Source organism: Maribacter sp. TH_r10, from assembly GCF_033101095.1.
In the GTDB taxonomy this organism is placed as follows: domain Bacteria; phylum Bacteroidota; class Bacteroidia; order Flavobacteriales; family Flavobacteriaceae; genus Maribacter_A; species Maribacter_A luteus.
Genome location: NZ_JAWMPY010000003.1, coordinates 260,548 through 273,346, shown reverse-complemented (window position 1 = coordinate 273,346; position 12,799 = coordinate 260,548). Strand labels below are relative to the sequence as shown.

12 protein-coding genes are annotated in these 12,799 nt (G+C 38.8%); 11 read left to right on the top strand and 1 reads right to left on the bottom strand.

Translation table 11 applies throughout. The features are described from left to right. The first annotated feature begins 183 nt into the window (after positions 1-183). Positions 184-2,634: an endopeptidase La gene (gene lon / locus R3X28_RS10470; protein ID WP_154368322.1), complete on the top strand. Its 2,451-nt coding sequence runs from the start codon at positions 184-186 to the stop codon at positions 2,632-2,634. A gap of 38 nt (positions 2,635-2,672) precedes the next feature. Next, positions 2,673-3,380, top strand: a complete 708-nt coding sequence (gene cmk, locus R3X28_RS10465) for a (d)CMP kinase (protein WP_282056233.1) — start codon at positions 2,673-2,675, stop codon at positions 3,378-3,380. 31 nt (positions 3,381-3,411) lie between these two features. Here cmk and R3X28_RS10460 read toward each other — a convergent pair whose 3' ends face one another. Next, complete coding sequence (locus R3X28_RS10460; RefSeq protein WP_154368317.1) at positions 3,412-3,792, bottom strand: LysM peptidoglycan-binding domain-containing protein; 381 nt, start codon at positions 3,790-3,792, stop codon at positions 3,412-3,414. 262 nt (positions 3,793-4,054) lie between these two features. Here R3X28_RS10460 and rpsA point away from each other — a divergent pair, with 262 nt between their 5' ends. The 9 genes from rpsA (at position 4,055) to ppk1 (ending at position 12,793) form a co-directional block, all read left to right on the top strand. Next, positions 4,055-5,890 carry a 30S ribosomal protein S1 gene (rpsA, locus tag R3X28_RS10455; protein ID WP_154368315.1) on the top strand — a complete coding sequence of 612 codons (1,836 nt, stop codon included), beginning with the start codon at positions 4,055-4,057 and terminating at the stop codon, positions 5,888-5,890. 146 nt (positions 5,891-6,036) lie between these two features. Then, positions 6,037-6,576 carry a bifunctional pyr operon transcriptional regulator/uracil phosphoribosyltransferase PyrR gene (gene pyrR / locus R3X28_RS10450; RefSeq protein WP_154368313.1) on the top strand — a complete coding sequence of 180 codons (540 nt, stop codon included), beginning with the start codon at positions 6,037-6,039 and terminating at the stop codon, positions 6,574-6,576. Between the two features lie 3 nt (positions 6,577-6,579). Then, entirely contained in the window at positions 6,580-7,506 is a 927-nt protein-coding gene (locus tag R3X28_RS10445) for an aspartate carbamoyltransferase catalytic subunit (RefSeq protein WP_154368311.1), read from the top strand. Positions 7,507-7,512: 6 nt separating this feature from the next. Then, positions 7,513-7,845 carry a ribonuclease Z gene (locus R3X28_RS10440; RefSeq protein WP_154368310.1) on the top strand — a complete coding sequence of 111 codons (333 nt, stop codon included), beginning with the start codon at positions 7,513-7,515 and terminating at the stop codon, positions 7,843-7,845. 66 nt (positions 7,846-7,911) lie between these two features. Then, positions 7,912-8,817 carry a ribonuclease Z gene (locus R3X28_RS10435; RefSeq protein ID WP_317664211.1) on the top strand — a complete coding sequence of 302 codons (906 nt, stop codon included), beginning with the start codon at positions 7,912-7,914 and terminating at the stop codon, positions 8,815-8,817. A 55-nt stretch (positions 8,818-8,872) separates the two neighbouring features. Next, positions 8,873-9,373 (top strand): hypothetical protein, encoded by a 501-nt coding sequence (locus R3X28_RS10430; protein ID WP_317664210.1) that lies wholly within the window; start codon positions 8,873-8,875, stop codon positions 9,371-9,373. 126 nt (positions 9,374-9,499) lie between these two features. Continuing rightward, positions 9,500-10,147 carry a pyridoxamine 5'-phosphate oxidase gene (gene pdxH, locus R3X28_RS10425; RefSeq protein WP_154368304.1) on the top strand — a complete coding sequence of 216 codons (648 nt, stop codon included), beginning with the start codon at positions 9,500-9,502 and terminating at the stop codon, positions 10,145-10,147. Between the two features lie 82 nt (positions 10,148-10,229). Continuing rightward, entirely contained in the window at positions 10,230-10,715 is a 486-nt protein-coding gene (locus tag R3X28_RS10420; protein WP_317664209.1) for a SixA phosphatase family protein, read from the top strand. Further along, positions 10,715-12,793 (top strand): polyphosphate kinase 1, encoded by a 2,079-nt coding sequence (gene ppk1, locus R3X28_RS10415; protein ID WP_317664208.1) that lies wholly within the window; start codon positions 10,715-10,717, stop codon positions 12,791-12,793. Before R3X28_RS10420 ends, ppk1 begins: the two co-directional genes overlap by 1 nt. Positions 12,794-12,799: the final 6 nt, after the last annotated feature.

The following is a 12,799-nucleotide window of genomic DNA, read 5'->3' as shown; positions in this document are numbered from 1 at the left end:
TTACCCAATGTTACAGTTTAAAGAAAATATTTAAGGCTGTTGGCACAGGAATTGCCCATTAAGGGTAGTAATGAAACGTGCTGTAGCCTAAAAACAATGGCTTTGGACGAAATAAGATTTTTTTTAAACACCAAAAAATGCCTATTACTGTTGAATATATGACAGAATGGCCGAAAATATAATATGGGAGATTCTAATTTTTTAAATTTTGACAATATGTCCTTGCAAGGTATTGACCAAGATGCCGAATTAATACCGTTATTGACCCCTGAGGATGAAGAGGAAATGAACAATGAAGGTTTACCGGAAACCCTACCTATCTTGCCTTTGCGAAATACGGTTTTGTTTCCTGGGGTGGTGATTCCGATTACCGCAGGTAGGGATAAATCGATCAAATTGATCAAGGATGCCAACAACGGTTCAAAGGTAATTGGGGTCGTGGCACAGAAAGATGAGCAAACCGAGAATCCCGGTATCAATGATATTCACACTCTTGGTACGGTTGCCCGTATTTTAAGGGTACTTCAAATGCCGGATGGGAATACCACGGTTATTATACAAGGTAAAAAACGGTTCGAACTTGCAGAAGTACTTACCGAGGAGCCTTATATTACGGCCACGGTTAGGGAAACGTTGGAGGAACGTCCAGATAAGGACGGTCAGGAGTTTTTGGCCATTATTGAATCTGTTAAGGAATTGGCCTTGAAAATCATAAAGGACAACCCTAACATTCCGAGTGAGGCCTCCTTTGCCATTAAGAATATCCAGAGTAATTCGTTCTTGATCAATTTCGTTTCTTCGAACTTAAACCTCGATGTAAAAGAAAAACAGGAGTTGTTGGAAATCGGGAACCTGAAGGATCGGGCATTGGCCACATTGAAATATATGAACATAGAGCTTCAGAAATTGGAATTGAAGAATGTTATCCAATCCAAAGTAAGGAGCGATATGGACCAACAGCAAAGGGAGTATTTCCTGCATCAGCAAATGAAGACCATCCAAGAAGAATTGGGAGGGGTTTCCTATGATGAGGAAATAAGTGAAATGCGTGAAAAGGCCAAGGATAAGAAATGGAATGCCAAGGTTGCCGATCATTTTGAGAAAGAATTGGCGAAATTACAGCGGATGAATCCACAGGTGGCGGAATATTCCATCCAAAGAAATTATTTGGATCTGTTTATTGAGTTGCCATGGAATGAGTTTTCTGAGGATAAATTCGATTTAAAAAGGGCCCAGAAAATATTGGACCGTGATCATTATGGTCTCGAGGACGTAAAGAAAAGGATTATCGAGTATTTGGCAGTCCTTAAATTGCGTAACGATATGAAATCGCCCATACTTTGTTTGTACGGTCCTCCAGGGGTGGGTAAAACTTCTTTGGGCAAGTCCGTTGCCGAAGCCTTGGGTAGGGAATATGTTCGTATGTCATTGGGCGGATTACGCGATGAGGCCGAGATTCGGGGTCACCGTAAAACCTATATTGGTGCCATGCCAGGTAGGATAATACAGAGTATCAAAAAAGCCGGAACATCGAATCCGGTGTTTATCCTTGATGAAATCGATAAATTGGCCAGCAGCCATCAAGGGGATCCCTCTTCGGCGATGCTAGAAGTATTGGATCCTGAACAAAACAGTGCGTTTCATGATAATTTCCTTGAAATGGGGTATGACCTCTCCAAGGTTATGTTCATAGCCACTGCCAATACTCTGTCTACCATACAACCTGCCTTAAGGGATCGTATGGAGATCATCAATGTTACCGGGTATACGATAGAGGAAAAGGTAGAAATTGCGAAAAGGCATTTGTTGCCCAAACAGTTGAAAGAGCATGGATTAACTGCGAAAGACCTGAAAATAGGAAAACCCCAATTGGAGAAAATCGTAGAGGGGTATACCAGGGAATCGGGTGTGCGTTCACTGGAGAAACAGATTGCTAAAATGGTGCGTTATGCTGCTAAATCAATTGCTATAGAGGAAGAATACAATATTAAGATCAGTAATGATGATGTTGAGAAAATATTGGGGCCAGCCCGTCTTGAAAGGGATAAGTACGAGAACAATGATGTAGCGGGAGTGGTAACAGGACTCGCATGGACCAGTGTAGGAGGGGATATTCTTTTCATAGAATCTATCTTATCGAAAGGTAAGGGGATGATGAACATTACCGGGAATTTAGGTAAGGTAATGAAAGAATCGGCCACCATTGCGATGGAATATATAAAATCGAACGCCGAAAATTTCGGTATAGATCCTGCGGTTTTCGCAAAATACAATGTGCATATTCACGTACCTGAAGGGGCGACGCCCAAAGATGGTCCAAGTGCGGGTGTAACCATGTTGACTTCTTTGGTTTCCTTGTTTACCCAAAGAAAGGTAAAGAAAAGCTTGGCGATGACGGGAGAGATTACTTTACGAGGAAAAGTGCTTCCGGTCGGGGGTATCAAGGAAAAAATCTTAGCCGCAAAAAGGGCAAGGATCAAAGAGATCATCCTGTGTGAAGATAATAGGAAAGATATCTTGGAAATAAAAGAGGATTATCTAAAAGGACTTACCTTCCATTATGTTACTGACATGAGTGAGGTTATAGACCTGGCCATTACAAAACAAAAAGTAAAAAACGCAAAAAAGCTTTAATGTTTTAAGGCTTCCGATTTTCTGTTTATTTTTAAGGTATGGAAAAAATCACCATTGCGATCGATGGATATTCATCAACGGGTAAAAGTACTATTGCAAAGCAATTGGCCAAGGCCCTAAATTATATTTATGTGGACACAGGTGCCATGTATAGGGGTGTAACGCTTTATGCCATGCGTAATGGTTTTATTAGTGAAACTTCCAATGATTTGGAGGGCTTGATTGCTGCCTTGGACAATATTGACCTGCGTTTTGTTTATAATGAAACCCTAGGTTTTGCCGAATTGTTCTTGAATGACGAGAATGTTGAGCGTGAGATCAGGACTATGGAAGTCTCAAGATTGGTAAGCCAGGTAGCGACTGTTGAGGAGGTGCGTGAAAAATTGGTGGCCATACAACAAAGAATGGGATTGGAGAAAGGCATAGTTATGGATGGTAGGGATATCGGTACGGTTGTTTTTCCTGATGCCGAACTAAAGATCTTTATGACGGCTTCCCCTGAAAAAAGAGCTACGCGAAGGTACAAGGAGTTATTGGATAAGGGAGAGGAAGTAAAGTATAGCGAGGTCCTGAAGAATGTGGAACATAGGGATTATATTGATTCCCATCGGGAAATATCACCCTTGAAAAAAGCGGATGATGCCATTGAGTTCGATAATAGTGACATGGGGTTGGAAGACCAATTCTCTAGGATTTTGGATTTTGCGAATCGCGTAATCGACAAACAAAAAAAAGACGTTCATTAGAACGTCTTTTTTAATATATGTTACCTTAGCCTTATAAGTTTGGAATAACCAATACTTGATCAGGATGAATTACATCCGGATTTTTTAAGATACCGGTGTTTGCTTCGAATATTTGTTTGTATTTCATTGGGTCGCCATAATATTGCTTTGCGATCTTACTTAAAGATTCACCACTTTTGACCGTGTGTCTGTGAAATACGGATTCATCGGCAACAGTGATATTGGCTTTTAAATCAGAAGGTGATTGTCCTCCTATTTCCTTTATCTTATCCCAAAGAAGGTTTTTTTCATATTGAGTATTGGCCGTGCCCTTAATTTTCAATACGCCATTCTCTTCAGTAACGTTTCCGTCCTTGATGGATAATTCTTCGCCAAGATCTAAAACTGGCTGATATTTTGCTTTAACGCTCATAGTTGTAATTTAATTACGGTTAATATTTATAGGGACAATATAAGAATTAATGCCATATTTTAGAAAAAAATGGATGAAATACTCCATTTTCACTAATCCAAGGGCTCTGATTGTTTGTTAATACATAATAAAATCGTAGTTTTGCACACCTTTTTTACAAAGAATCGAGAGGAAAGAGGTGGAAAATAAAAATTCATATAACATCTTCTGTAGTAATTGTTTAACTCTTGTGGCACTACGGAATACAAATTTAAATCAGCAAATGGCTGAAGAAAAAGCAACAAATCCAGTAGAAGAAACTACTGAAGCTACTCAAGAAACAAAGGTGGAAACACCTGTACAGGACCCTAAAGAGTTTTTAGAAAATTTTGATTGGGAAAAGTACGAACAAGGCATTGAACGTGTAGAAGACTCTAAACTTCAAGAGTTTGAAACATTGGTTGCCGAAAATTTTGTCGATACAGCAGATGAAGAGGTTGTTGAAGGTACCGTAGTGTACTTGACCGATAGGGAAGCTATTATCGATATCAACGCTAAATCAGAAGGCGTTATCTCCTTGAACGAATTTCGTTACAACCCAGACTTGAAAGTAGGGGATAAGGTAGAGGTATTGATCGATATCCGTGAAGATAAAAGTGGTCAATTGGTACTTTCGCACAGAAAGGCCAGAACCATTATGGCTTGGGATAGGGTCAATGCAGCTCATGATAAGGAAGAAATCGTTAGTGGTTTCGTAAAATGTAGAACTAAAGGAGGTATGATCGTCGATGTATTCGGGATCGAAGCTTTCTTACCAGGTTCTCAAATCGATGTTAAGCCAATCAGGGATTACGATCAGTATGTAAATAAAACAATGGAATTCAAGGTTGTTAAGATCAACCATGAATTCAAGAACGTTGTTGTTTCACATAAAGCTCTTATCGAGGCTGATATTGAAGAACAGAAAAAAGAAATCATCAGTCAACTTGAAAAAGGTCAAGTACTTGAAGGTGTTGTTAAGAACATTACTTCTTACGGTGTCTTTATCGACCTTGGAGGTGTTGATGGACTTGTACATATTACCGACCTTTCATGGAGTAGGATCAACCACCCGAACGAGGTTGTTGAACTAGATCAGAAATTGAATGTTGTTATCTTGGATTTTGATGAAAACAAATCAAGAATCCAATTGGGTCTTAAGCAATTGGAGAAACATCCTTGGGATGCCTTGAGCGAAGACATTAAAATAGGTGACAAAGTAAAAGGTAAAGTTGTAGTTATAGCTGATTACGGTGCATTTATCGAGGTTGTTGAAGGTGTAGAAGGATTGATCCACGTTTCTGAAATGTCATGGTCTACCCACTTACGTTCAGCCCAAGACTTCGTAAAAGTTGGTGATGAGGTTGAAGCTGTAGTATTGACCTTGGATCGTGAAGATCGTAAAATGTCACTTGGTATTAAGCAATTGACACCAGATCCATGGACTGATATTACTACAAAATACCCTGTTGGATCTAGACATAAAGGAATCGTTAGAAACTTTACCAATTTCGGAGTATTCTTGGAATTGGAAGAAGGTATCGACGGTTTGATCTATATCTCTGATCTTTCTTGGACCAAGAAAATTAAACACCCATCAGAATTTGTAACTGTTGGTGATACATTGGAAGTGGAAGTATTGGAATTGGATGTTGAAGGACGTAAACTAAGTTTAGGTCACAAACAGACTACCGAGAACCCATGGGACAAATACGAAAGCGAATTTGCAGTTGGTACCGTTCATAAAGCGGCCATTACAGATATCGTTGATAAAGGTGCAACGATAGACTTTAACGAGGATATCACGGCATTTGTTCCACAACGTCACTTGGAAAAAGAAGATGGTAAGAAAGTTGGTAAAGGCGAAGAAGCTGAATTCAAGATCATTGAATTCAATAAAGACTTTAAGCGAGTTGTTGCAAGTCATACCGCGATCTTTAGAGAAGAAGAACAACGTAATGTCAAGGCAGCGGTCAAAAGACAAGCCGCCAGTGCTGATGAGGCTAAACCTACTTTAGGGGATGCTAACGAAGCATTACAAGCGTTGAAAGATAAAATGGAAGCTAATTCTAAAAAGTAATAAGCTCCTGTTTAATAGAACTTCCTGTGTAATCGGGAAATTAAAAGCCCTGACAAATTTGTCAGGGCTTTTTTGTTTGTCTTTTGATAAACGAATATTTACAAGAATTCCCTATTTTTGTCTAACAAAAGTGTTGCTGGCCTACTATGAGTCAAAAAGTACTACTCTCTTCAAAAGAAATTAATATCATCTTACATAGATTGGCTTGTCAATTGTTGGAAAATCATCTCGATTTTTCAGAAACCGTATTGATCGGTATTCAGCCACGGGGAACGTTCGTAGCGGAAAGACTTACAAAGATACTTAAGGAAGAATATAAGGTTAAGAAGATAGACGTTGGCTTTTTGGACATTACTTTCTATCGTGATGACTTTAGGCGCGGAGATAAACCACTTGAGGCCAATCAGACCAAAATCGACTTTTTGGTGGAGGATAAAAAAGTGGTATTAATCGACGATGTTCTTTATACAGGAAGAAGTATACGAGCTGCTTTGACCGCCATACAATCTTTTGGAAGACCTTCGGAAATAGAACTGTTGACCCTGATAGATCGCCGTTTCAGTAGGCATTTACCCATACAACCAACTTATAGGGGGCGCCAAGTAGATGCTATTAATAATGAAAAGGTTGTTGTAATGTGGGAGGAGAATGACGGTAAAGATCAAATATATCTGATAAATAAATAAACAATGAGCGAACTGAGTGTAAATCACTTACTGGGTATTAAATATATCAACGAGAAAGATATTCAGCTCATTTTTGAAACCGCCGATCATTTTAAGGAAGTCATTAACCGTTCTATAAAAAAGGTACCTTCTTTACGTGATATCACTATAGCCAATATATTCTTTGAAAATAGTACAAGAACAAAATTATCGTTCGAGTTGGCAGAAAAGCGACTTTCTGCTGATGTCATTAATTTCTCTGCGGGCCAGTCTTCCGTAAAGAAAGGGGAAACCTTGATCGATACGGTGAACAATATATTATCGATGAAAGTGGATATGGTGGTCATGAGACACCCCAATCCAGGAGCAGGCATATTCCTTTCCAAACATGTGAAAGCGGCCATAGTAAATGCCGGTGATGGCGCACATGAGCATCCTACCCAGGCATTGCTGGATTCATTTTCAATCCGAGAGAAATTCGGTGATGTAGCCGGTAAGAAAGTTGTGATCGTAGGTGATATACTCCATTCCAGAGTTGCCCTATCCAATATTTTCGCCTTAAAATTACAGGGGGCACAGGTAAAAGTCTGCGGACCTAAGACATTGATGCCCAAACATATAGAATCATTGGGAGTAGAGGTTGAGACCGATTTGAGGAAAGCCTTGAACTGGTGCGATGTTGCGAATATGCTCCGAATACAAAATGAACGATTGGATATTAGTTATTTCCCGACAACAAGGGAGTACACCCAACAATTTGGGGTAAATAAAGCTTTTTTGGATTCATTGGACAAAGAAATCGTAATCATGCACCCAGGTCCGATAAATAGAGGGGTCGAAATTACAAGTGATGTTGCGGATTCAAAACAATCTATTATCTTGAACCAGGTTGAAAATGGGGTTGCCATACGAATGGCTGTTATTTATCTGTTGGCTTCCAAAATAAAATAAAAGCATATGATTTTTGATAAGGACGGTACCACTACCATCGTATTCCAAGAAAATATTTCCATTAAGGAGTTTTTAAAAAATCTTGAAAAAGGATATCCAAAGCTTAAGAACGACAATATAATCCTTAACCTGTTTTCTTTCTCAAAACTTACCTCAAGTGATATTTTGGAATTTTTACCTATTTCCAACTTACATAGGGAGTCGGGAAAATCTTTTGTATTGGCTACCGAAAAGGTTTCTTTTGACGAAGTTCCGGAGGAGTTATGTGTGGTGCCGACCATACAAGAAGCAAAAGACATCATTGAAATGGAGGAAATAGAGCGCGATCTGGAACTTTAATTATTATTAGGTAATAATTGGTAATAGTTCCTTTTTAAACCTTTAACTTTCATTTTTTAAATATTTATGAAATTACATATTCTTGGTTGCTATGCAGCTACACCACGTACTTTGACCAACCCGACCGCACAGGTGTTGGAAATAAAGAACCATATGATATTGATAGATTGTGGTGAAGGTACGCAAGTGCAACTGCGAAAACATAAGGTCAAGTTTTCCAGGATCAACCATATTTTTATTTCGCACCTTCATGGGGATCACTTTTTTGGCCTACCTGGACTAATTTCTACTTTCCGGCTTTTAGGTCGCGATAAGGAGTTACATATTTACGGACCGAAAGGGATAAAGGAGGTGATTACCCTAATGCTTAAATTAGGTGATTCATGGACCAATTATCCACTTCTCTTTCATGAATTAACGTCGAAAGAACCTGAACTTGTTTTTGAGGACGAAAAAATTACCGTAGAAACGATACCCTTGAACCATCGGGTGTATACCAATGGTTATCTCTTTAGGGAGAAATTAGGGGAACGAAAATTGAATATCGAAGCTGTAGCGAAATATAAGATAGACAAGTGCTATTATCAAAATATCAAGAATGGCAAGAATATTACTTTGGATAATGGCGAATTGATCCAGAATAAGCTCCTTACTTTTGATCCCCCAAAACCCAAAAGCTATGCCTTTTGTAGCGATACGAGTTATCTACCGCGAATCATAGGGCAAATACAAAAGGTACATACCTTATATCATGAGTCAACATTTTTGGATTCGGAAGCTCATTTGACAACCAAAACCAAGCATGCCACTGCAAAAGAAGCGGCTACAATAGCCTTAAAAGCAGAAGTAGGCACATTGATTTTAGGTCACTATTCTACCCGTTATAAATCCATTGAAATGTTTAAGGAAGAAGCCATGCAGATTTTTCCCAATGTAGAGTTGGCAGAAGATGGTAAAGTGTTCGAGTTGTAACTGAACTTTACCACGCAACCATTATTCAAAAAGGTATCTTTTTATAAAACCTGTAATGCGAATAAAGCTTATTTCGATTATTTTCATCTCATTTCTTTTTTACTCCTGTGAAACGGACGATTCTGTTCCGGTCGATGAATATGGGGCGGCCCTATTGGGTTCCTGGAGTAGGACCGATGTTATTCCCAGTGGTGGTTCTGAAGGGGATTATCGATATTTTGATATGGTGGCTACATATCGGTTTCTTAGTGATTATTCATATTCCTATACCATCGATTTTTATGGATTTGAAGATGATGATCCTGAGGAAATAATAGGCTCTTCGGAGAATACAGGCACATATAGGGTAGAAGGGGATAGTGTCTTTATAAAAGCAATGATCAACACCTCTTGGGATAAAGTTTTCCAACCAAACCCTGAAACTATTGACTTGAATGTTGAAGCATATGGCAGTAGGTTCAAAATCGTTGATGAAAAGTTGACCTTGTATTACATATCTTATCCTGCGGATGCACCTGTTGCTGCCCAAATCAGTTATATAAGGCAAAACCCTTAAACCACAATTGTCCTTAATTTCTTTTTGTTGCCGTAATAAGAAAAGTCTTCAATAAAAACGGAGGAAGCCTTCCTGTTTTCCGTTCTTTTGGTGAACTTTGTATATCTTGTTCAAGATTACATTACAATGGAAAAAGATTTAAGCAATTATAGGAAATCCTACGAAAAAAGCGCACTCATGGAAGATGCCATTTCAGACAACCCAATGGAGTTGTTTCAGAAATGGTTTTATGAAGTAGAAGCATCGAATACCGTTGATGAGGCCAATTCAATGAACGTTTCTACCATAGGTTTGGATGGTTTCCCCAAGAACCGTGTGGTCCTATTGAAAAGGTACACCTATGAGGGTTTCATTTTTTATACCAATTATGAGAGTGAAAAAGGAAAGGCCATTGCTGCTAATCCGAAGGTATGCCTTTCTTTTTTTTGGCATTCGATGGAGCGTCAGGTAATTATTAAGGGTACTGCTGAAAAAATCTCGGAAAACCTGTCCGATGGTTATTTCGAATCCCGGCCAGATGGCAGCAAGTTGGGGGCCATAGTCTCCAATCAAAGTGAGGTCATCCCATCAAGGTCTGTATTGGAAAACGGTCTAAAATCGTTGGAAGATCAATATAAGGGCAAAGAAATTCCACGTCCCCATTATTGGGGTGGTTATTTGGTGAGGCCCGTTTCAATGGAATTTTGGCAAGGGCGTCCAAATCGTTTACACGATAGGATCCGATTTAGTTTACAGGAAGATTTTGATTGGAAAATAGAACGATTGGCCCCCTAGTTTAAATATTGCATCAACTTTTTTCGGTATACTTTGGTCGATTGATTAATTTTATTAGTTTGAATTAAATCGAAGAGGTAAAATGAAGGAACTTATACTGGTGCGACATGGTAAATCCTCATGGGAATATTCCGTAAATGATAAGGACAGGCCGCTGTTGCAAAGAGGAATCAATGATGGTCATTTGGTGGTTGGGGCCTTTAATAGAAAGAAAATTCGGCCCGATGCCGTTTTTTCAAGTCCGGCCAACAGGGCATTGCATACTTGTATGATTTTTTTGAGGAGTATGGATTTTGCGTATGCTGATTTTCAAATTACAAATGCGCTCTATGACTTCTCCGGTGATGATGTTCTACAATTTGTAAAGGAGTTGGATAATGGCCTTGAAACCGTAATGATTTTTGGGCACAACCACGCCTTTACCCATATTGCGAATAGTTTGGGCAGTGAATATATAGACAATGTACCGACCAGTGGATTGGTTCACCTGAATTTTAATACCAACGATTGGAGTGCCATAGGAAAGGGCTCAACATCGTATACAATTTTTCCTAAATCCTTAAAATAATGGTGAAAGCAAAAAATCAATATATAAATAGAGAGATCAGTTGGTTAAGTTTTAATGAAAGGGTGCTACAGGAAAGTGCCGATAAAAACGTGCCATTGATCGAACGACTTCGTTTTTTGGGTATTTTTTCGAATAATCTTGATGAATTTTTCAAAGTGCGCTATGCGACCGTAAAACGTATTGTGCATGCCGGTAAAACCGGAAAAAGTGAATTGGGTGGAGAAACGGCAAAGGATTTATTGGCAGAAATTACCAGCATCGTAATAAAGCAACAGGCGAAAAGCCTTTCTATTTTAAGACAGATAACCAAAGAACTCAATACGCATAATATCTTCTTGATCGATGAGACGAAAATAAGTGAAGATCATGAAGAATTCATCAAATCATATTTCACTAAAAAGGTAAGTCCGGTCTTAATGACCATTATTCTTAATGACCTCACGGAGTTTCCTACCTTAAAAGATACGGCAGCATATCTTGCGGTAAAAATGGTATTGATCCCTGAGGAAGGGGCTCCCAAGGGCAAAAAAAACGTAAAATATGCACTTATTGAGATACCTAAAGGGATAGATAGGTTTATTGTATTGCCCAAAATCGATGGTAAGGATTATATCATCATGTTAGATGATATGATTCGTTATTGTCTGCGTAACATCTTTACCATGTTCTCCTATGAGTCCATAACGGCACATATGATCAAGATCACCCGTGATGCCGAGTTGGATATAGATAGCGATCTGAGTAAAAGTTTTATTGAGAAACTGTCCAAAAGTGTCGAAGGAAGAAAAATAAGTGACCCCGTACGTTTTGTATACGACAAGCACATTGCCCAAGATACCCTTCAATTTCTCAAAGAAAAAATGAATGTAGAGGAAACCGATAGTGTAATTCCTGGTGGCCGATATCATAACCGCAGGGACTATATGGGGTTCCCAAGTCTGGGTAGAAACGATTTAATGTATGATACCATAGAGCCTTTACCGATAAAGGGACTAAGTTTGGAAGGGAGTATTTTGGAAAAAATCGCTGAAAAAGATTATCTACAATACACACCGTACCACACATTTTCCTATGTTATTAAATTTTTAAGGGAGGCCGCTTTAGATCCCAAGGTACGAAGTATAAAAATTACGGTGTACCGACTTGCAGCTAATTCGCAAGTAGCCGCATCGTTGGTCAATGCCGTAAAAAATGGGAAACAGGTCACGATGCAAATAGAATTGAGGGCCCGTTTTGATGAACAGGCGAATATAGAATACGCTGAACAATTGCAGGCTGAAGGAGTAAAGCTCATTTTCGGTGTTCCTGGTTTAAAGGTACACAGTAAAATATGTGTTATTGAGCGGGAAGAGGGCGAGAAAATAAAACGGTACGGTTTTATCAGTACCGGTAATTTCAACGAATCTACTGCTAGAATATATACGGATTATACACTCTTCACCGCCCATGTACCCATATTGAAAGAGCTGAACAAGGTGTTCGATTTCTTTACGACAACATATAAAATAAATAAATACAAACATTTGGTGGTATCCCCGCATTATACCAAAAGTTATTTCATTTCTTTGATCGATAAAGAAATAAAAAATGCCAGAGCTGGTAAAAATGCTTATATCAAAATAAAGATGAACAGTTTAACGTCCTATAAAATGGTCGATAAATTGTATGAGGCGAGTAATGCAGGTGTGAAAGTCCATTTGATCATACGTGGTATTTGTTGTCTTATTCCCGGTGTTGAGGGTATGAGCGAGAATATAGAGGCCATAAGCGTGGTAGACAAGTTCTTGGAGCACCCTAGGGCATTTATCTTTTGTAATGATGATGATGCGAAGGTTTATATTTCTTCAGCAGATTGGATGACCCGAAATTTGGACAATAGGGTAGAAGTAGGGTGTAGGATATATGATGAGGATGTTAAGCAGGAATTGATTGATACGTTTGAGATTTGCTGGAGCGATAATGTAAAGGCCCGTCTTTTTTCTGCCGAACAGGACAATGCTTATAAAAAGAACCACAAGCCCAAGGTACGTTCCCAATTTGCTCTGTATGATTATTATAAAAACAAATTGAATTCTTAAATCCAT